The organism is Nonomuraea fuscirosea, assembly GCF_035917475.1.
Lineage (GTDB): Bacteria > Actinomycetota > Actinomycetes > Streptosporangiales > Streptosporangiaceae > Nonomuraea > Nonomuraea fuscirosea.
Genome location: NZ_CP109074.1, coordinates 4962064 through 4981528, shown reverse-complemented (window position 1 = coordinate 4981528; position 19465 = coordinate 4962064). Strand labels below are relative to the sequence as shown.

Sequence of the window (19465 nt, the reverse complement as noted above, 5' to 3'; positions counted from 1 at the left end):
GTCATCTGTGCCCTCCACCCGGGGCGAACCGGCGCATGGCGACGCCGCCGCGGCGGTCCGCCGTGACGTGGAGGGAGGGGCTGAACTCGCGTCATTGTCGAAGGCGAACAGGCCGGACTACGGCGCCGGCACCACCCCACCGGGTACGGATGCCGGACGCGAACGCTAGCTCTGGTTGGACGTACGGCCGGACTCAGTAGGTTCCCGCCGTTTTCTCGGTAGTAGTCCGATTAGTCGGTACGCCCGCCGATCCGGAGATCCGGCATCAGCACGATCGAGGCCAGCGCCAGCAGCCCGCCCAGGCCGCCGACCCAGCTCAGGACCGTGGCCACACCCGCGGTGACCTGGACCGCGTCCGCGCCGCCGGCGGTGAGATGGTGGCCGAGCAGGGACTGGCCGCAGGCGAGGCTCACCGCGCCGCCGATCTGCTTGGTGAGCATGGACCCGGCGGTGGCGGCGCCGATGTCCGTACGGGGGACGCTGTTCTGGGCCACGATCGAGGCCCCGCCCATGGCCGGACCGGTGCCCAGGCCGACGAGCGCCAGGCAGCAGGCGATCAGTAAGGCGGGGGTGCCGGCGTTCAGGGTGAGGAAGGGCAGGCTGCCCGCGGTCAGCAGCGCCGCGCCCAGCAGCAGCGCGGGCCTGGGCCGCGCGGTGCGCAGGATGAAGGAGGCGGTCAGCCGGTTGGACAGCACCATCCCGCCCAGCATCGGCAGCAGGAGCAGCCCGGAGGCGGTCGCGGAGTAGCCGCGCACCTGCTGCAGGTACAGGACCAGGAAGACGCCCGCGGGCAGGCTCGCCGCCTGGAAGAAGAAGCCGGCCGCGATGATCGCGGCGTAGGCGCGGCGGCCGAACAGGCGCAGCGGCACGATCGGCACCTCGGCCCGCCGCTCGGCCACGGCCAGCCCGGCCAGCAGCACCGCGCCCAGCAGCAGGGGAGCGCCCACGGTGAGGTCGCTCCAGCTCCGCTCGCCGTGCCCCTTGAGGGTCAGCCCGAGCAGCACGAGGGACAACCCGCCGGTGAGCAGGGCGATGCCGGCCACGTCCAGCCGTCCGGAGACGGAGGCTGCCGGGCGGGTGCGGGGGAGCAGGGCGGCCAGCAGCGCCGCGGCGACCGCGCCCGCGGGCAGGTTGAGCAGGAACGCCCACCGCCAGCTCGCGTAGTCGGCCAGCACCCCGCCGGCCAGCGGGCCGCCCACCATGCCGGCGACGAGCATGACCGCCATGACGCTCTGCATGCGGACCATGCCTCCCATGCGGCTGGGCGGATACAGGTCGCGTACGACCGCCATGCCGACCGTGAGCAGCGCGCCCGCGCCCAGGCCCTGCACGGCGCGGGCGGCGATGAGCAGGGTGATGGAGGAGGCGAGGCCGCAGGCGAGCGACCCGGCCAGGAAGATCCCCAGGCCGGTGAGCAGCGGGCCGCGCCGCCCGCGCAGGTCGGAGAAGCGGCCGTAGAGCGGGACGGTGACGGTGGAGGTCAGCAGGTAGGCGGTGACCACCCAGACGTACCAGGTCTCGGCGCCGCCGAGCTGGGCGACGATCCTGGGCATCGCCGTGCCGGTCACGGTGCCGTCCAGCATGCTCAGGAAGACGCAGGTGAGGGTGGCCGCGGTGATCAGCCGGCGGTTGCGGGCGGGGAGCAGCTCGTACGGCGTCGGAGCGGCGGGCGGTGGCAGGCGCGGCGGGTTCGTCATATCGAGGACAGTACGGAGTGAGCACTCACTCCGTCAAGTCTGGAGTGAGTGATCACTCCGATAGGATGGGACGGTACGGGCCGATAAAGTTGCCGTGGCTCACCGCGAGGAAGGAAGGCGTGTCATGCCGACAGGAGTGGCCATGCGCGACGCGCGCCGGCAGCTGTTCGACGCCGCCGAACGGGTCCTGCTCCGCGACGGGCCCCGCGCCCTGACCAGCCGCGCCGTCACCACCGAGGCGGGCTGCGCCAAGGGGGTTCTGCACCGGCACTTCGCCGACTTCGACGAGTTCCTGGCCGAGCTGGTCCGCGAGCGCGTCGCCGGGGTCGAGCGGCAGGCGGGCGTCCTGCGCGCCGCCGCGGGCACCGGCACCGTGGCCGGCAACCTCGCGGGCGCGCTCATCGAATTGTTCGACGCGGTCGCGGTGGCCGTCGTCGGCCTGCTCGTCTTCCGCGACGACCTGCGTGCGCTGCTCCGTGTCACCGCGCCCGCCGGAGTCCCGATCCTCACCGAGGCGGCCGGCATGATCGCCGTCTATCTGGCCGAGGAGCGCGCCATGGGCCGCATCGCCGCCGACGCCGACGTCGACACGCTGGCGCTCATGCTGATCGGGTCCGGGCACCTGCTGTTCGCCGGGTGGCAGGGCGCCCCGCCGGACGCCGCCGAGGTGGACCGGCTCGTGTCCACGGCCCTCGCCGACGTCCTCCAGCGCCGCCTGCTGTGACGGCGCCCGCTGTGTGACGGCGCCCGCTGTGTGACGGCGCCCGCTGTGTGACGGCCGTACCGCGCCGCCTGCCGGTCTCAGGCGGTGATCTTGGTGAGGAAGGCGTCCAGGTTGGCGTGCAGACGGGCGATCTTGCCCTCCAGGGGCAGCGTCTCCTCCAGGTCGCCCCCGGACATCGACTCCTTCCTGCCCCGCAGGTACAACGAGCAGTCCAGGTCGTTGCAGAGGTACTGCCCGACGGTGTTGCCCAGCCGCCCCGCCTCACCCGTGCGCCGCGCCGACATCAGCACCACGCCGCCGCCGGTCCGCGTGGTCAGGCAGAGCGAGCACATGCTGCGCGAGGTGAAGCCGCGCCCGCCGCCGGACGTCACCCGCAACGCGATCCCGGTCAGGCGCTCGTCACGTTCGGCCACCAGGTAGGTGCGCTCGGGCGCGCCGGGATCGCGCCAGCCCAGGAAGTCGAGGTCGTCCCATGGCTGGTCGTCGAGATCCTTGGGCAGGCCGAGCCGCTTGGCCTCACCCTTGGAACAGTTGACGAAGGACGCACGGATGTCACGTTCGGTGATGGCTCTCATGAGTGGCGACGCTAGACAAGCTGGAACTATTATGCAAATGGATAAACTCTTTAGGTTTCTGGGGGGACACGCATGCCACGCGCGGGGGTGACCGTCGACCGCCTCACCGAGGTGGCGGCGGATCTGGCCGACGAGCTCGGCTTCGACAACGTGACGATCACGGCGCTGGCGCGCAGTTTCGGGGTCAAGGAGGGCAGCCTCTACTCCCACATCAGGAACATGCGCGACCTGCGGGTCAAGGTGGCGCTGTTCGCCCTGGCGGAGCTGGCCGACGAGGTGAGCGACGCGCTGGCCGGGCGTTCGGGCAAGGACGCGCTGGTGGCCTTCGCCGACGCCTACCGCGACTACGCCATGCGGCATCCGGGACGCTACGCCGCCACCCGTTTCCCGCTCGACCCGGAGACCGCGGCGGCCAGCGCGGGCGTCCGCCACGCCGAGATGACGCGGGCCATCCTGCGCGGCTACCGGGTGCCCGAATCAGACCAGATCGACGCGATCCGGCTGCTCGGCAGCACCTTCCACGGGTTCGTGAGCCTGGAGGCGTCCCAGTCCTTCAGCCATTCGAGCGGGATACGCGACACGGACAGCTCGTGGTCCGCGATCCTCGACGTCCTGCACGCCGCCCTGTCGAACTGGCCCGGCACAGCGTCCAGACCGGCGGCGTCCTGACCGGCGGCCTAGCCGGCGGCCGTGAGCGCGCTCTCGTAGCGGCTCGCCGTACGCGTGATCGCGGCGACGTAGTCGGGCCACAGGTGACGCTCCAGCCAGTGACCCATGCCCGGATAGACGTGCAGCTCGGAGCCGGGGATCGCCTCGGCCATGTCCGCGGAGGCGTGCCAGTGCAGCAGCGGGTCGTCGCGTCCGTGCACCAGCACCGTCGGCGCCTCGACCGCGCGCAGCCGTTCCAGCCGCTCGGGGGCGCGCATGAGCGCCGCCCACTGGCGGGCCATGCCGTCGGGGGCGTAACAACGGTCGTACGCCTCCGCGGCACGGTCGCGGGCCCACGCCACCTCCGACTCCGGATGGTCGGGACGTGCCTCCCGGTGGGCGGCCGCCGCGTACGCGATCACCTCGTCGCGGCCGTAGCGCGGCTGCACCGTCAGGCGCTCGGGGTGCTCGCCGTGCAGCACGTACCGCGGCGACCGCCCGGGGATCGAGTAGAACAGCGCGAGGCCGCGGACCCGCCGCGGATGCTCGATCGCCAGCGTCTGCGCGATCATCCCGCCCATCGACCGGCCCGCCACGTGGGCGCTCTCCAGGCCCAGCGCGTCGAGCACCCTGACCACGTCGTCCGCCATGTCCGACAGCCCGTAGCCGCCGTCGACGTCCTCGGGGCCGCCGAACTTCTGCGACAGCCCGACGTCGCGGTTGTCCAGCCGGATGAGGTGGAAACCCGCGTCGGAGAGGAGCGCGCAGAACTCCTCGTGCCAGCCGATGAGCTGCCCGCCGAAGCCCTCGATCAGCACCAGCGGCTCGCCGGACGGGTCTCCGGCCGTCTCGTAGTAGATCTCGACGTCGCTGGTGAAGGGCATGTGCGGCGCTCCCGGGGGTGTCGCGGGGGGATGCTCAGAGGCTACGAAGAGCGGGCGAGACGCGGCAATGTGCCGGAAGCCCAGAGAATCCGGCCGTACTGTGCCGGAAACCCAGCAGGTCGCCCGTCCTGGGCGAGTCTTCGCCGCCCGTACGATGGCCGGATGCTGATCCGAGAGGCCACCGAAGAGGACTGGGCGGCCGTGTGGCCGTTCTTCCGCAAGATCGTCGCCGCCGGCGAGACGTTCACCTATCCCGTCGGCATGGGCGCGGAGCAGGGCCATGACTGGTGGATGCTGCCGCCGCCCAACCGCACGGTCGTCGCCGTCGACGACGCCGGCGAGGTCCTGGGCACGGCCAAGATGAACAACAACCAGGCGGGCAACGGCGCCCACGTCGCGAGCGCCAGCTACATGGTCGATCCGGCCCGCACCGGCCGCGGCGTCGGGCGGGCGCTGTGCGCGTACACGCTGGACTGGGCACGGGCGGAGGGCTTTCGCGCCATGCAGTTCAACGGCGTCGTCGAGACGAACACGCACGCGGTGTCGCTCTACCGGTCGCTCGGCTTCGAGATCATCGGGACGGTGCCCGAGGGCTTCCGGCATCCGGAACGGGGATACGTGGGCCTGCACATCATGCACCGTCCGCTCTGACCCGGGCCCGCCGACCGCGCTGACCTGCCGGACGGGCGGGCGGCGGTGCGGGCGGACGGCGGCGCGGCCGGGCGCCCGCATGGACCGGCGGCCGCGCGGGAATAGCCCTCCCCGTGACCGCCACCCCAGCAACGATGTCCGTGGCCGAGGCCGGCCGCTCGCTGGCCGCGCCCGCCACCTACGCCGACGAGGCCCGCCTGCACGCCGCGCTCACGCTCCTGCGCACGCAGGCTCCCGTGCACCACGTCGAGGCTCCCGGCTACACGCCCTTCTGGGCCGTCACCCGGCACGCCGACATCATCGACATCGAACGCGACCACGCCCTGTGGCTCAACGCCCCGCGTCCCGTCCTGCGCACCGCCGCGCTCGACGCCGCGCTCGAAGCCCGCCGCGCCCGGGGCGGCGCCCTGGCGACCCTCGTGCACCTGGACGGCCGGCGCCACCGCGAGCTGCGCGCCGTCGCGGCCGACTGGTTCCGCCCCAAGGCGATGCGCGACCTGCGGGCGCGCGTGCGGGAGCTGGCCGAGCGGTACGTCGCCGTCATGGCCGGGCACGGCGGCGCCTGCGACTTCGCCCGCGACGTCGCCGCCCACTACCCGCTCTACGTCATCCTCTCGCTGCTCGGCCTGCCCGAGTCCGACTTCCCCCGCATGCTGCGGCTGACCCAGCAGCTGTTCGGCCAGGACGACGCCGACACCGGGCGCGGCTCGGGCACGCCCGTCGACCACACCTCGGTGCTGGAGGACCTGTTCGCCTACTTCCGCGACCTGACAGCCCGCCGCCGCGCCACCCCCACCGGCGACCTGGCCTCCGAGATCGCCAACGCCCGCGTCGACGGCCGCCGGCTGGACGACAACACCGCCGCCTCGTACTACATCATCATCGCCACCGCCGGCCACGACACCACCAGCTCCACCATCGCCGGCGGCCTGGACGCGCTCATCCGCCATCCGGCCGAGCTGCGCCGGCTGCGCGCGGACCCCGGCCTGCTGGCCCCGGCCGCCGAGGAGATGATCCGCTGGGTCAGCCCGGTCAAGTCGTTCATGCGCACGGCGTCCGCCGACACCCAAATCCGCGGCACGCCGATCCGCGAGGGGGAGTCGGTGCTGCTGGCCTACCCGTCGGCCAACCGGGACGAGGAGGTCTTTCCGGACCCCTTCCGCTTCGACGCCGGGCGCGACCCCAACCGGCACCTGGCGTTCGGCTCGGGCGTGCACTACTGCCTGGGCGCCGCGCTGGCCCGGATGGAGATCCAGGAGCTGTTCGCCGTTCTGCTGCCCCGCCTGGCCCGCGTCGAGCCGGACGGCGAGCCCGCGTGGACGGCGACCACGTTCGTGGGCGGGCTCAAACGGCTGCCGATCCGCTACTCGCTCTCCTGACGGCGGCCGCCGGTCGCGGCGGTCAGCTTGGCCGGGTTCATCATCCACAGCACCTGGTCGATGCCCTGCTCGGAGGCGTGCACGGTGACGACCGTGAACACCTCGCCGTCGCGGCTCAGCAGGGCCGAGGCCTGCCCGTTCGCCGTCCCCCACGTCACCTCGACCCCGGTCCAGAAGCGCGGCGCGAACGCCCTGATGTACTTCGCCACCCGCGTCGCGCCGACCACGGGAATGCGGCTGGCGCGCGCGGCGCCGCCGCCGTCGGAGTAGCTGACCACGTCCGCGGCGAAGAGCTGCTCCAGCGTGGCCAGGTCGCCGGCGCGGGCGGCGGCGACGAAGGCCGTCAGCAGCTTGCGCTGCGCGCCCGGGGTCACGGGGGCGCGGCGCTCGACGAGCACGCGTTTGCGGGCCCGGCTGACGAGCTGGCGCACCGCCGGCTCGCTGAGCCCCACGATCTCGGCGATCTGCGGGTAGGGGTAGTCGAACGCCTCCCGCAGCACGTACGCGGCCCGTTCCGTCGGCGAGAGCCGCTCCAGGAGCAGCAGCACCGCCAGGCTCAGCGCCTCGCCGCGCTCCGCGCCCAGATAGGGGTCGGCGCCGGTGTCGACCGGCTCGGGCAGCCACGGGCCGACATAGGTCTCGCGGCGCACACGCGCGGACTGCAGCTCGTTGATCGCGAGACGGGTGATCGTCGTGGCCAGGAACGCGGCCGGATTGTCCACCGTCGCGCGGTCGTAGGCCTGCCAGCGCATCCAGACCTCCTGCACCAGGTCCTCGGCCTCGGTGGCGCTGCCCAGCATCCGGTACGCGATCCCGAACAGGCGCCCGCGCACCTCCGCGAACACCTGCGCGGCCCGTTCGAGCTTCTCCGGATCGCCCGGCCCGTTGTCCGCCACCGCCATCGCCCCCTGTCGCCCCGGCGTCCATCTTCCCCGCCGGTCCCCTGATGAGCGGTGAGGCCGGGCCGGACGGCGAGTCCGTCCGTCCGGCGCTCTCCACCGCGTCCGGCGGGAGATCGACACCGAACGCATCATAGGCGTCGCGCTCGGCAGCCTCCGACACGCCTGCCTCGGACCCGGCTGCCCGGGGTCCGGTCAGCGCGGTTCGAGGGAGGCGGTGAGGCGGGAGACGAGCGTCGCGACCGCGGCACGCAGCTCCGGCCCGCCCTCGACGCGGAACGGGAAGGGGATCGTCGGCAGCCACTCCTGCGCGTACATCGCCGGATTGCTCGTGCTGCCGACCAGCACGCACCCCTCGCCCGGCGCGCCGCCCCGAGGTTCGAGCCGTCCCATGGGCGGCCGGATCCACGGCGCGACCTCCTCCTGCGGCGCGTCGAACACGACCCGCGTGGCGAACTCCCACCCGGTGCCCAGGTTCTCCTCCAGCGCCGCCACGGGGTCGAGGCCGTCAGGAGGCTCGAACGCCCGCGTCGTCCGCCGGACCTCGCGCACGCGGTCGACCCGGTACGTGCGCACGGCCCGCGCGTGGTGGGAATGGCAGAGCAGGTACCAGCGGCCGTGGCGGACGACGACCGCCCACGGGTCCACCTCCGCCTCCCACTCCCTGCCCGACTCGCTCCGGTAGGCGACCACCACCCGCCGCCGGTCCGCGCCGGCCGCCACGAGCGCGCTGGTGATGGCCGGATCCGGCCGGGCCGAGGACCGGTCGGGCGCCGCCGAGGCATGCTCGCGCAGCGCCGCCGCCTGCCGTCCGACGCTCTCCGGCAGCGCCCTGATGACCTTGCCGAGCGCTGCGCCGACGACGTCGCCCGCGTCGGTGGCGGCCGGTTGCCCGTCCAGCACCGCCATGACCAGGCCGAGCGCCTCCGGCTCGGTGAAGGCGACCGGAGGCAGCCGCGTGCCGCGCCCGAGCCGGTACCCGCCGTAGGGGCCGCGGGTGGACTCGACCGGGATGCCCGCCTCGCGCAGGATCCCGACGTAACGGCGCGCGGCCCGTTCGGTGACGTGCAGGTGCTCGGCGAGCTCACCGGCCGTCACGCCGGGGCGGTTCCTGAGGAGCTCCATCGTGCGCAGGGCCCGCGCGGTCGGGCTGAGGTCGGTCGGCACATCTGAAGGTTAGGAGGTCACGTCCAGAACAGGAAGCAGAACGTCCGGAACCGGTCCTAGCCTGGCGTGGCTACCGGGTCCCGCGGGCCTGCGCTCGCCGGGGCGTACCGAGGAGAAAGAACGGATCATGGACATTCTGCTGATCGGCGGCCTCTGGCTCGACGCCTCCACCTGGGACGACGTCGTCCCCGCCCTGGAGGCGCACGGCCACCGCGCCGTGCCGGTCGCCCTGCCGGGACAGGGGGACGGCTCCCGCTCGGCCACGCTCGGCGACCAGGTGGCGGCGGTGCTCGCGGCCGTGGACGCGGCGCGCGGCGAGGTCATGGTGGCGGGACACTCCGCCGCCTGCACCCTGGCCTGGCTGGCCGCCGACGCGCGCCCGGAACGGGTCGCCAAGGTCGCGCTCATCGGGGGTTTCCCGTCCGGCGACGGGGCGACGTACGCCGACTTCTTCGAGGTGGAGGACGGTGTCATGCCGTTCCCCGGCTGGGGCCCGTTCGAGGGCGCCGACTCCGCCGATCTCGACGAGGCGGCCAGGCGGGACTTCGCGAGCGCGGCCGTGCCGGTGCCCGAGGGGGTGGCGAAGGGTGTGGTGCGGCTGACGGACGAGCGGCGGTTCGGCGTGCCCGTGCTGGTCGTGTGCCCCGAGTTCAGCCCCGATGAGGCGCGCGGGTGGGTCGCCGCCGGTGACGTGCCTGAGCTGGCCAAGGCCGAGCGGGTCGAGTACGCGGACCTCGACTCCGGGCACTGGCCCATGCTCACCCGTCCGAGCGAGCTGGCCGGCCTGCTGGTCGCCGCCGCCAAGGCCTGACGCGTTCTCTTCGCCCGCCCGTCTGTTCCCTGGCGGACGTCAGGGGACGCGGCCGACGGCGCAGAGGATGTCGGCGCCGCCCGGGCCGGCCAGCGAGGGGTCGAGGGCTACCTCGGGACGCCAGTCGGTCGTCGACACCAGGCCGGGCTCCATCAGCTCCAGCCCCTCGAAGAAGCCGGCGATCTGCTCGCGCGTGCGCGGGGTCACGTTGCCCGCGGTGGTCCTGCGGTAGACGTCGTTGCCCTCGCCGACCACGTCGCTGCCCAGCTCGCCCGCGGTCACGTGCGAGATGATCAGGTGGCTGCCGGACGGGAGGGACTCGCGCACGGTGCGCACGATGGACTGGGCCTGGTCGTCGTCGGGGATGAAGTGCAGCACCGCGACCATGATCACCGTCAGGGGCTGCCGGAAGTCCAGGTGGCCGGTGACGTCGGGGTGGCCCAGGATGGCCTTGGGCTCGCGCATGTCGCCCTCGACCACGACGACGTCGTCGGTCTCCGCCAGCAGGGCGCGGGCGTGCACGAGCACGATCGGGTCGTTGTCGACGTAGACCACCCGCGAGCCGGGGGAGAACCTGGCCGCGACCTGGTGCACGTTGTCCTGGGTCGGCAGCCCGGTGCCGATGTCGAGGAACTGGTGGATGCCGCCTTCCGCGACCGCGCGTACGGCCCGGCCGAGGAACGCCCGGTTGGCCTGCGCGACCTCCTTCGCGTTGGGCGAGAGCTGGATGATCTGCGCGGCGGCCTCGCGGTCGGCGCGGAAGTTGTCCTTGCCACCCAGGAGATAGTCGTACATCCGAGCCACGCTCGGCACGGTCGCGTCCACGCCCGCAGGTGCCCGCTCCTGCTCCGTCATTCCTTCTCCTCAGTCACTCGGTAAAACGATCGTAGTAGGAGGATCGGGGGACGATGTGCGGGATTGCCGGAATCTACGACGTAAAGGCGCTGGCCGGTGGTGCGTAACTGAGCCGCCGCACAGCCGCGACGCTCACACGCTGCGCAGCACCGACACGACGATGCCGAGCACCACGGCCCGGTCGCCGTCGATGACGTCGTACGCGGGATTGCGCGGTTCGAGCAGGACGTGCCCGCCGCGCCGCCGGTAGACCTTCACGGTGGCCTCGTCGTCGATCATCGCCGCGACGATCTGACCCGAGTGGGCCTCGGGCTGCTGGCGTACCACGACGAGGTCGCCGTCGCAGATCGCGGCGTCGATCATCGAGTCGCCGCGGACGCGCAGGCCGAAGACGTTGCCGCGGCCGGTCAGGTCGCGGGGCAGGGTCAGGGCGCCGTCCAGGTGCTCGTCCGCGGCGATGGGGACGCCGGCCGCGATGTCGCCGACCACCGGCACGCTCACCAGGTCGCCGGACGTCCCCGCCGCCGGGCCGCGCAGGAACAGGCGGACGTCGATGGGCCGGGTCATCGACGCGCCCCTTCGCAGGAAGCCCTTGTCCTCCAGGTCTCTCAGGTGCTTCGACACCGACGACGGCGAGCGCAGCCCGACCGCCTGGCCGAGCTCGCGCGTGCTCGGGGAGTAGCCGTACCTGGTCACCCAGTCCTGAATGGCGGCCAGGATGCGCTGCTGGCGTGGCGGCAGGGCGGCGGCGTCGAGATGGTCGAACGGGTCGGCGTCGTAGGCGGTCACGGTTGAGATGGTAGAGGTGGTCCGGCGGGTCCGCCGTGAGCGCCGCCGACTGCCTGTCGGCGGGCGGTTGTATATTCCTTGCATGACTGCGGAAGACCTGGCCGACCTGGTCCGGCTGCGGCGGGTGCGTGATCTGATCGACCGCGACTACGCGCGGCCGCTCGACGTGGCGGCGATGGCCCGCCACGCGCTCATGTCGCCGGCGCACTTCTCGCGGCGGTTCCGCGCGGCCTACGGCGAGACCCCCTACAGCTATCTCATGACCCGCCGCATCGAGCGGGCGATGTCCCTGCTGCGCGCGGGCATGAGCGTGACCGACGCGTGCATGGCGGTGGGATGTACGTCGCTGGGCTCGTTCAGTTCACGGTTCACCGAGCTGGTGGGGGAGACGCCGAGCGCCTACCGCGCCCGCGAGCACCGCGCCGAGACGGCCATGCCCCCGTGCGTGGCGAAGGTGCGCACCCGCCCGGTCAGGCAAGCCGAGCTCCGGAGGGAGGCGGGACGCGAAGCCGCCGCTTAGCGTCGACCTCATGTCCATCGCACTGCAGTACTGTCACGTCACCGTCAACGACGTGGAGGAGTCGCTCGCCTTCTATCGCGACGGGCTCGGGCTCGACGTGACCAACGACGTCTCCTCGGGCGGGTTCCGCTGGGTCACCCTCGGCAGCCCGGCCCAGCCTGGCCTCGAGATCGTCCTGTCCGAGCCGCACGCCGGCCGGTCAGAAGCCGACGGCGACGCCTTGCGCGAGCTGCTCGCCAAGGGTGTCATGCCGATGCTCATCTTCCGTACCGACGACCTCGACGCGACCTTCGAGAAGGTGCGGGCGTGCGGCGCCGAGGTGCTGGAAGAGCCGGCCGACCAGCCGTGGGGTCCCCGCGACTGCGCCGTCCGCGACCCCTCCGGCACCATGATCCGCATCGCCCAGGAGCCGAAGGCGTAACCGCCCGCGCCGGGCGGCCTGGTTTGGCTGTCGTGGCGGGATCGCATTACGTTGCCGGGGTGGATCTCTTCTCGCGCTCCTGGGACGCGTTGCTCGCGGCGGTCGGCGAGCTTCGTGAGGAGGACTTCGCGCGGCCGTCCGGGTGCCGGGGATGGCTCGTCCGGGATCTGGTGTGTCACCTGGTCATCGACGCGCAGGACGTTCTGATCACGCTGGCCACCCCGGCCGAGGCGGAGCCGACCCGTGACGCTGTGACGTACTGGGAGATTTCGGATACGCCGCCGAGCGGTGACGATCCGCTGGACGCGCTCACCGTCCGGCTGGCCGCCGCGTACGAGGAGCCCCGGCTGCTCATGTTCCACCTCGACGACGTCGGGTCCGCCGCCGGCCGGGCCGCCCGTCTCGCCGATCCGGCGCTGCGGGTCGAAACGCGGGACGTGGTGCTCACGGCGGGCGACTACCTCGGCGCGTACGTGCTGGAGTGGACGCTGCATCACCTCGACCTCGGCGCGCACGTCCCGCACCTGCCTGGACCGCCGGCGGAGGGCGCGGCCCGTTCCCGCGAGATGCTGGAGAAGATCGCCGGGACGCCGTTCCCCGCGTCGTTCTCGGACGAGGACGCGCTGCTGGTCGGCACCGGACGGCGCGCCCCGACCGACGCGGAGCGGGCCGAGCTGGGCGACCTGGCCGGCAGGCTGCCGTTCGTGCTCGGATGACGTGCCGCGCCACCCTGACCGACGGGATGATCACATGACGGTGCGGAACGGCAAGCGGTGGAACCACAACATCCACTACCACCCGCGCATCCTGCGCGCGGTCCCCGACGGCGCGAAGAGCGCCCTCGACGTGGGCTGCGGCGAGGGCACGCTGGCCCGCGAGTTACGGCGGGTCGTGCCGCACGTCACCGGCATCGACCCCGACGCGGCCGTCCTCGGGCTGGCCCGCAGCACCATGCCCGGGGACCTGCCGCGCGAGCTGGCCGCCGTCGCCGCCAACGGGCTGCACCGGGCGACGAAGGAGCACTGGGAGCATCCGTCACCGACGGTGTGGCCGCCGCCGGTGACGTACCCGGAGATGCGGGCGCTGGCCGCCGAGGCCCTGCCCGGCTCCGCGTACCGCCGCCACCTCCTGTGGCGTTACAGCATCGTGTGGCGCAAGCCGCGGGACTGAACGGGTCCCCGTCAGAGCCAGACGGTGGCCAGCCAGGCGGCCACCACCGCGGCGGCCAGCAGGACGACGTTGAGCCCGATCAGCCGCGCTTCGCCCCGGCTCAGGTGCAGCGTGATGCCGCCGATCTGGAGCAGCACGAAACCGATCGCCGCGGCGAGGGCGAGCCACGGCGCGATCCCGGTCAGCGGCGGCAGGACGAGCCCGGCCGCGCCGAGCAGTTCCAGGGTGCCGATCCCGCGGACGTACGGCATCGGAACGGTGTCGACCCAGCCCATCATCGGCCGCAGCCGCTCCTTGTCCTGGGCGACCTTCTTGCCTCCGGAGTAGAGGTACATGAGGGCCAGGAGCGCGGCGACGACCCAATAGGAAATCTCCATGTAAGGCACACCTCGGGGGTTGCTGATGTGGCGTCGGCCACGACGGTTACCTCTGGTGGGGCAGCCCCATGATGCGTCACTATCGAAGGCCTTACAAAAGGCACACACGTGTGCGTTACCCACAAGAGGCTGTCGTGTCGGAGTACGAGCACACCTGCATGATCCGGGGAGACGGCGGCCGGACGCTCCGCGCCGTCCTCGACCGTATCTGCAACAAGTGGACGCTGCTGATCGTGGCCACCCTCGACCGGGGCAGCCTCCGCTTCACCGACCTGCACCAGCAGGTTCCCGGCATCTCCCAGCGCATGCTGACCCTGACCCTGCGCAACCTCGAACGCGACGGCCTGGTCTCCCGTACGGTGCACGCCGAGGTGCCGCCGCGGGTGGAGTACGCCCTGACGCCGACCGGCAAGAGCCTCATCCCGCCCGCGCTGGCGCTGGCCGGCTGGGCCATCGAGCACGTCTCGCACATGGAGGCCAGCCGGGCGGCGTACGAGGCCCGTACCTGAGTCAGGAGGTAGCGTGCCCGCCATGACATCACCGGGTGCGCGGTCATGACGGGCCGCGCCGGCGGAGGGGCGCCGCGAGAGCCGAAGGAGGGGACCGGTGCGCAGCAGTGAACTGGCCGCGCTGGCCGGCGTCACGATCAGGACCGTGCGGCACTACCTGCAGATCGGGCTGCTGGATGAGCCCGAGCGCTCGGTCAACGGCTACCGCGACTACGACGTACGCCATCTGGTCCGGTTGCTGCGGATCGGCCGCCTGACCGAGCTCGGCCTGCCGCTCGCCGAGCTGCCCCGCGTTCTGGACGATCCTCAGGTGGCCGAGGAGGTGCTGGACGAGCTGGACCGGCAGGCGGTCGCCGAGATCGAGCGGCTCACCAGCCGGCGGGCGGCCATCGCCCGGCTCCGCCACCAGGGCGCGACGCCCGACCTGCCGCCGGAGATGGCCGACTACGGATCCGTCATCGAGGCCGGCGTCGCCCCCGACGTGGCGCGCCACGAGTACGAGCAGCTCCTGCTGATCTCGCACCTGATCGGTGAGAACGAGACCGCCGCCCTCGCCGGCGCCATGGCCGAGCAGGCGCTCTTCACCCCGGCCACGGCGGACCTGGTCCGGCGCTTCGGCGAACTCGGCCCGGACACGCCGCAGGAGACCGTCGAGCGGCTGGCCGACGACATGGTGACGCGGTATCTGCCCCTGCTGCGGAACTGGCCCGACGTCGAGTTCGGCGCCGACGTCTCCTCGATGCTCGCCGCGTACGGGGAGCGCAACCTCAACGACCAGCAGCACCGCGTGAACCAGCTGTTCGTGGAGCGGGTGATGAGCCGGCTCACGTCGCCGTCGGATGAGAGGCCGCGATCCCGGTGAGGATGCTCCGCAAACCGGACGCGAACTGTTCGGCCGGGCTCAGATCGGCGGTCGCGGTGAGGGCGGCGACCCGGGGATAGGCGCCGCTTTCCATGATCTTGATCATGTACGGGGCCACGTCGGCGCGCCACTCGTCCTCGGTCTGGCCGGTGCGCTGCCGGGTCTGCTTCTCGGCGAGCTCACGCATGACCGCACCCCGTACGTAATCCCTGATCAGCCCGACGACCGAGCCGGCGGCGGCGACGTCCGCGGTCAGCGGGGCGGCCGCGGTCAGGGCGCGCTCCAGGCCGCGCAGCCAGTTGGGGCCGAGCGAGGGCCGGGTCGCCAGCAGCGGGGCGAGCCACGGGTGCCGCAGCCACAGCTCGCGCTCGTGGTGCGCGTACGCCTCCAGGTCGGCGCGCCAGTCGCCGGTCAGCGGCACCTGGTCGTCCTGCACCGCGTCGGCCATGAGGTCGAGCAGGTCGTCGCGGCTGTCCACGTAGCGGTAGAGCGATGTCGTGCCCGTCGACAGCTCGGCGGCGACGCGGCGCATCGACAGCGCGTCGAGCCCCTCGGCGTCGGCGATGGCGACGGACACGACGACGATGCGCTCCACGCTCAGGGCCTGCCTCTTCGGCCGGTACGGCTCACGCTCCCAGACAAGCGGCATGGACACGACTCTACCGGAGTGGATACAGTGTTCCCATGAACGGGCACACTGTATCCACTGATGTTCTGATCGCCGGTGGCGGATCCGTCGGGCTGATGCTCGCGGTGCTGCTGCGCCACCACGGCGTCAAACCCCTGGTCGTCGAGGAGAAACCCGAGCTGTCCCACCACCCCAGGGCCAACGGCATCGGGCTGCGCACGGTGGAGATCCTGCGCGAGGTCGGCTTGGCGGAAGCGGTCAACGAGGCCGCGATCGACCTGCGGGCGGGCAAGATCAAGGGGCGTACGCTGGCCGAGGCCGACTTCACCGAAGGCGTGGCGTGGAAGGCGAGAGGCGAGACCGAGTTCACCTACACCCCGGCCAGGATCCGCGGCACCTGCGCGCAGAACCGGTTCGACCGCGTACTGATCACCAAAGCCGGCGACGTGGAGTTCGGCGTGGCGCTCGACTCGTTCGAGCAGGACCCCGACGGCGTCACGGCCACCCTGTCCGACGGGCGGGTGGTGCGGGCGCGCTATCTCGTGGCGGCCGACGGCGTGCGCAGCCGGGTCCGGCATCTCCTCGGCCTCGGCGTCACCGGTCCCGGCGTGATGGGCAGGGAGACGACGAGCGTGCTGTTCCGCGCCGAGCTGCGGCCGGAGCAGCCGTTCGCGATGTGCAACATCGAGCATCCTGACGCGCCCGGCCTGCTGGTGACGGTCGACGGCGAACGCGAGTGGGTCTTCCTCACCACCCTCGACACCGAGCCGACCCCCGACCTCATCCGCACGGCGCTCGGCGACCCGTCGGTCGAGGTGGAGATCCGCAGCGTGCTGAGGTTCCGCGGGCGCGGTCAGGTGGCCGACCGCCTCTCCGCCGGGCGGGTCTTCCTGGTGGGCGACGCGGCGCACGCCATCCCGCCGCTGGGCGCGTTCGGGCTGAACACCGGCGTCGCCGACGCGCACAACCTGGCCTGGAAACTCGCGCACGTGCTGCGCGGCGAGGCCGGGCCCGAACTGCTGGAGACCTACCACGAGGAGCGCCACCCGGTGGCGCTGATGACGATGGAGCAGGCGCGCCTGCGGTTCAACGACCCGTCCCTGCACTGGGGGCAGGACATGGCGCGAGCGCGCGAGGCGGTGGGGGCGATGAACGCGCCGGTGGTGCACATGGGGTACCGGTACGGCGGAGCGGAGCTCCCCTCCACCGAGGACGTCGCCCTCGACTTCGACGGGTCGCCCGGGTCCCGCCTGCCGCACCTGTGGGTGGCCGACGGGGTGTCCACGCTGGACCTGGTCGGATCGCGGTGGTGCGTCGTCACGGCCGATCCTGGGGTGGAGGCCGATGTTCCGGTGCATGTCGTGGACGGCTGGCCGTACGGGACGGTGCTGGTCCGCCCTGACGGGTTCATCAGCCGTTCGTACGAGTGACGCGCCGGCGTCGCTCGTACGACTGACATCGTCTCGGGGTGGACTCGGGCCTGCCTCCGGGCGGACGCGGACGCACCTCCGGGCTGCCGCGGACCCGTCACCTTCTCGCGGGACCCGAGGCGATCGAGACGCGAGACGATCGAGACCAGGCGACCGAAACGTGAGGCGGCCGAGACGCGAGACGGCCGAAACGTGAGGCGATCGAGGCCCGGCGCTCAGCAGGCCGACTTGCTCAACAGGCCGAATTGCTCAGTGGGCCCGACATATCACCTCTCGCGGCGAAAAATCCGGTTTCGCGGGGACGGCGTCGGCTGCTAGAACGCTTTAATGACGGATCGTGGAATCGTGGTGGTCGGAGCCGGCATCGTCGGGGCGTCCCTGGCGTACCACCTGTCCGGAGGCGGCCGGCCCGTCACGCTGATCGACGCGGGCCTGCCCGCTTCGGGCGCCACCCGCGCCTCCTTCGCCTGGATCGGCCGGCCGGCCGTCAGCGACCTGCCCTCGGCGCCGCTGCGTTACCTCGCGCTGGAGGAGTACCGGCGGCTGGAGAAGGAGCTTCCCGAGCTGTCGATCCGCTGGACGGGCTCCATCACCTGGGACGGCTTCGACGGAACGGGGCCACGCATCGACGACGTCGGAGCGCTCGAACCGCACCTGCTCGACCCTCCGGCCGCGGCCGTCCACCACCCGGAGGACGCCGCGTTCGACCCGGTCGCGACGACCGAGCTGCTGGTCGCCGCCGCGCGTGACCGGGGCGTACGGGTGCTGACGGGAGTGCCGGCCACCGCCCTCGACCATCGCGCGGGCACGGTGAGCGGCGTCCGTACCACCGCCGGGCTCCTGCCCGCCGAGACCGTCGTCCTGGCCGCCGGCACCGGCACGGTCGCCCTGTGCTCCGGAATCGGCGTCCCCCTGCCCGTCGCACCGTCGCCCGCCGTACTCGTCCGGCTGAGTGCGGCGCCGGGCCTGGTCCGGACGATCGTCGCGACGTCGTCGCTGGAGGCCCGGCAACTCGACGACGGTACGGTGCTCATGCCCGTGGCGTACAACGGCGAGACCGACCAGGCGGCGCTCCTCGCCACCGCCCAGCGGGTCCGCAGCCGCTTCGCCGCCTCCTTCGCCGGAGCGGACGACACGAAGGTCCTCTCCGCCGAGATCGGCTGGCGGCCGATGCCCGCCGACGAGGAACCGATCATCGGCCGCCCCGCCGGCACACATGGCCTGTACGTCGCCGTCATGCACTCGGCGATCACCTTGGCCGCCGCAGCCGGCCGCCTGGCCGGCACCGAAATCCTCACCGGGGCACAGGCTCCCGAACTCGCCGGCTGCCGCCCGGACCGCTTCCACTGACCCCTCCGGCGACGACCCCGGCCGACCCTCGACACGTCCGCCGTTCTCCCCGATACGCCCGCCGATCCGTTCGCTGATACGTCCGCCGCTTCGTTCGTCGGTGCGGCCGCTGCTTCGTCTGCGGACCGTCGGTTCGTTCGTCGGTTTGTCGGCTGCTTCGTCCGCCGATTCGTTGTCTGATACGTCCGCCGTTTCGTTAGTCGGCGCGACCGTTGCTTCGTCCGTGGACCATCGGTTCGCCGGCTGCTTCGTCCGTGGATCGTCGGTTCGTCGGCCGATTCATGGGCTGATTCGTCCGCCGATTCGTTCGCCGGTTCGTTCGCCGGTTCGTTCGCCGACGGACAGCTTGTGTTGCCTGCCGCCTGACGCGCGTTGACTTGGACGCGACGTCATGGTTTTGGCTGTACCCAAGCCGACGCCGAGTCCGACGCGGGTTCGCCCCCGAGATCGACGCAGGGGCGTGCGGTTCGGGGAGGCGTACGACCTCGCCGTTCCGTCGCGAGCGCGCCGGCCGGCTGTCCGTGGCCGAGCAGCTCGGAACGGCCACGAGCCCACCGGACATGTCCGGACTCGTCAGGACTCGTCCCCGTCGGCCATCATCCTCCGGCAACAGGAGAAAACGCATGCCATATCGCAGGAAACCGGCTGCCGCCCTGGGCACCGCAGCGCTGACGCTGCTCCTCGGCGCCTACGCCACCCCGGCGTCCGGTCAGAGCACGCCGAACGGCCGGCAGGCCGTGGCTATGGACGGGCTCACCGTCCCAGCCATCGCCGCTCAGACCGGCCAAGTCAGTCAGGCTGCCCAAGTCGTCCAGACCGGCCAAGTCGGGCAGGCTGCGCAAGCCGCCCAGACCGGCCAAGTCAGTCAGGTCGGCCAGGCCAATATCGTCGGGCAAGTCGCTCTGGCCGGACGAGTCAGTCGGGCCAGCCAGGCTGGTGAAGTCGTTCAGTCCAGGCAGGCTGATCAAGGCGTGCAGTCCAGCCAAGCTGGTCGAGTCGTTCAGTCCAGGCAGGCCGGCCAGCGGGATGTGGCCCGGAGCGCTGGCCTGGCGCGGTTCTACCAACAGAAACTGGTCTTCAAGCCGTGCGATCCGCCCAAGCTGCCACCTGGAGCGCCGG

General features: G+C 72.2%; 23 protein-coding genes. 13 read left to right on the top strand and 10 right to left on the bottom strand.

Features of this window, described 5'->3' with window-relative positions; translation table 11 throughout:
- Window positions 1-230: 230 nt before the first annotated feature.
- Window positions 231-1697: an MFS transporter gene (locus tag OIE67_RS22880; RefSeq protein WP_326643553.1), complete on the bottom strand. Its 1467-nt coding sequence runs from the start codon at window positions 1695-1697 to the stop codon at window positions 231-233.
- A gap of 124 nt (window positions 1698-1821) precedes the next feature.
- Here OIE67_RS22880 and OIE67_RS22875 point away from each other — a divergent pair, with 124 nt between their 5' ends.
- Entirely contained in the window at window positions 1822-2421 is a 600-nt protein-coding gene (locus OIE67_RS22875) for a TetR/AcrR family transcriptional regulator (protein WP_326643551.1), read from the top strand.
- Between the two features lie 77 nt (window positions 2422-2498).
- Here OIE67_RS22875 and OIE67_RS22870 read toward each other — a convergent pair whose 3' ends face one another.
- Window positions 2499-2996 carry an FBP domain-containing protein gene (locus tag OIE67_RS22870; RefSeq protein WP_326643549.1) on the bottom strand — a complete coding sequence of 166 codons (498 nt, stop codon included), beginning with the start codon at window positions 2994-2996 and terminating at the stop codon, window positions 2499-2501.
- 72 nt (window positions 2997-3068) lie between these two features.
- On the opposite strand from OIE67_RS22870, the gene OIE67_RS22865 reads away from it, so the two are divergent.
- Entirely contained in the window at window positions 3069-3665 is a 597-nt protein-coding gene (locus OIE67_RS22865) for a TetR/AcrR family transcriptional regulator (protein WP_106237875.1), read from the top strand.
- An 8-nt stretch (window positions 3666-3673) separates the two neighbouring features.
- Here OIE67_RS22865 and OIE67_RS22860 read toward each other — a convergent pair whose 3' ends face one another.
- Window positions 3674-4528, bottom strand: coding sequence for an alpha/beta fold hydrolase (locus tag OIE67_RS22860; RefSeq protein WP_326643546.1), 855 nt, complete (start codon window positions 4526-4528; stop codon window positions 3674-3676).
- Between the two features lie 162 nt (window positions 4529-4690).
- Here OIE67_RS22860 and OIE67_RS22855 point away from each other — a divergent pair, with 162 nt between their 5' ends.
- Window positions 4691-5179 carry a GNAT family N-acetyltransferase gene (locus tag OIE67_RS22855; protein WP_326643544.1) on the top strand — a complete coding sequence of 163 codons (489 nt, stop codon included), beginning with the start codon at window positions 4691-4693 and terminating at the stop codon, window positions 5177-5179.
- 134 nt (window positions 5180-5313) lie between these two features.
- Window positions 5314-6558, top strand: a complete 1245-nt coding sequence (locus tag OIE67_RS22850) for a cytochrome P450 (protein WP_326643542.1) — start codon at window positions 5314-5316, stop codon at window positions 6556-6558.
- Here the strand turns inward: OIE67_RS22850 and OIE67_RS22845 are convergent.
- A complete protein-coding gene (locus OIE67_RS22845; RefSeq protein ID WP_326643541.1) occupies window positions 6543-7460 on the bottom strand; it encodes an RNA polymerase sigma-70 factor in 918 nt (305 codons plus the stop codon). The two genes, OIE67_RS22850 and OIE67_RS22845, sit on opposite strands and share 16 nt — an antisense overlap.
- 192 nt (window positions 7461-7652) lie before the next feature.
- Entirely contained in the window at window positions 7653-8624 is a 972-nt protein-coding gene (locus tag OIE67_RS22840; RefSeq protein ID WP_106237885.1) for a helix-turn-helix transcriptional regulator, read from the bottom strand.
- Window positions 8625-8751: 127 nt separating this feature from the next.
- Here OIE67_RS22840 and OIE67_RS22835 point away from each other — a divergent pair, with 127 nt between their 5' ends.
- Window positions 8752-9435, top strand: a complete 684-nt coding sequence (locus OIE67_RS22835; protein WP_326643537.1) for an alpha/beta fold hydrolase — start codon at window positions 8752-8754, stop codon at window positions 9433-9435.
- Between the two features lie 39 nt (window positions 9436-9474).
- Here OIE67_RS22835 and OIE67_RS22830 read toward each other — a convergent pair whose 3' ends face one another.
- Window positions 9475-10290 carry an SAM-dependent methyltransferase gene (locus tag OIE67_RS22830; RefSeq protein ID WP_326643535.1) on the bottom strand — a complete coding sequence of 272 codons (816 nt, stop codon included), beginning with the start codon at window positions 10288-10290 and terminating at the stop codon, window positions 9475-9477.
- A gap of 132 nt (window positions 10291-10422) precedes the next feature.
- A complete protein-coding gene (gene lexA / locus OIE67_RS22825; RefSeq protein WP_326643533.1) occupies window positions 10423-11079 on the bottom strand; it encodes a transcriptional repressor LexA in 657 nt (218 codons plus the stop codon).
- Window positions 11080-11161: 82 nt separating this feature from the next.
- Between lexA and OIE67_RS22820 the strand changes: the two genes are divergently transcribed.
- Genes OIE67_RS22820 through OIE67_RS22805 form a run of 4 tightly spaced genes read left to right on the top strand, consistent with a single transcriptional unit; the run spans window position 11162 to window position 13190 of the window.
- A complete protein-coding gene (locus OIE67_RS22820) occupies window positions 11162-11599 on the top strand; it encodes a helix-turn-helix transcriptional regulator (protein ID WP_326643531.1) in 438 nt (145 codons plus the stop codon).
- A 10-nt stretch (window positions 11600-11609) separates the two neighbouring features.
- On the top strand, window positions 11610-12020 hold the full coding sequence (locus OIE67_RS22815) for a VOC family protein (protein WP_106237896.1): 411 nt from the start codon (window positions 11610-11612) through the stop codon (window positions 12018-12020).
- Window positions 12021-12079: 59 nt separating this feature from the next.
- Window positions 12080-12736 carry a maleylpyruvate isomerase N-terminal domain-containing protein gene (locus OIE67_RS22810; RefSeq protein ID WP_326643528.1) on the top strand — a complete coding sequence of 219 codons (657 nt, stop codon included), beginning with the start codon at window positions 12080-12082 and terminating at the stop codon, window positions 12734-12736.
- A 34-nt stretch (window positions 12737-12770) separates the two neighbouring features.
- A complete protein-coding gene (locus OIE67_RS22805) occupies window positions 12771-13190 on the top strand; it encodes a methyltransferase domain-containing protein (RefSeq protein WP_326643526.1) in 420 nt (139 codons plus the stop codon).
- An 11-nt stretch (window positions 13191-13201) separates the two neighbouring features.
- On the opposite strand, the gene OIE67_RS22800 is transcribed toward OIE67_RS22805, so the two are convergent.
- Entirely contained in the window at window positions 13202-13567 is a 366-nt protein-coding gene (locus OIE67_RS22800) for a DoxX family protein (protein ID WP_326643524.1), read from the bottom strand.
- Window positions 13568-13701: 134 nt separating this feature from the next.
- On the opposite strand from OIE67_RS22800, the gene OIE67_RS22795 reads away from it, so the two are divergent.
- Together OIE67_RS22795 and OIE67_RS22790 are read left to right on the top strand one after the other, a co-directional pair.
- Window positions 13702-14076 (top strand): winged helix-turn-helix transcriptional regulator, encoded by a 375-nt coding sequence (locus tag OIE67_RS22795; RefSeq protein WP_106237907.1) that lies wholly within the window; start codon window positions 13702-13704, stop codon window positions 14074-14076.
- A 97-nt stretch (window positions 14077-14173) separates the two neighbouring features.
- Window positions 14174-14938, top strand: a complete 765-nt coding sequence (locus OIE67_RS22790; protein ID WP_326643522.1) for a MerR family transcriptional regulator — start codon at window positions 14174-14176, stop codon at window positions 14936-14938.
- Here OIE67_RS22790 and OIE67_RS22785 read toward each other — a convergent pair.
- The gene (locus tag OIE67_RS22785; RefSeq protein WP_326643520.1) at window positions 14901-15587 is read right to left on the bottom strand and encodes a TetR/AcrR family transcriptional regulator; all 687 of its coding nucleotides are present in this window, start codon (window positions 15585-15587) and stop codon (window positions 14901-14903) included. The two genes, OIE67_RS22790 and OIE67_RS22785, sit on opposite strands and share 38 nt — an antisense overlap.
- 35 nt (window positions 15588-15622) lie before the next feature.
- Between OIE67_RS22785 and OIE67_RS22780 the strand changes: the two genes are divergently transcribed.
- Both OIE67_RS22780 and OIE67_RS22775 read left to right on the top strand, forming a co-directional pair.
- Complete coding sequence (locus OIE67_RS22780) at window positions 15623-16996, top strand: FAD-dependent monooxygenase (RefSeq protein WP_326643518.1); 1374 nt, start codon at window positions 15623-15625, stop codon at window positions 16994-16996.
- A gap of 327 nt (window positions 16997-17323) precedes the next feature.
- Window positions 17324-18346 carry an NAD(P)/FAD-dependent oxidoreductase gene (locus OIE67_RS22775; RefSeq protein WP_326643516.1) on the top strand — a complete coding sequence of 341 codons (1023 nt, stop codon included), beginning with the start codon at window positions 17324-17326 and terminating at the stop codon, window positions 18344-18346.
- A gap of 596 nt (window positions 18347-18942) precedes the next feature.
- Here the strand turns inward: OIE67_RS22775 and OIE67_RS22770 are convergent.
- Window positions 18943-19314 (bottom strand): hypothetical protein, encoded by a 372-nt coding sequence (locus tag OIE67_RS22770; RefSeq protein WP_326643514.1) that lies wholly within the window; start codon window positions 19312-19314, stop codon window positions 18943-18945.
- Window positions 19315-19465 lie beyond the last annotated feature (151 nt).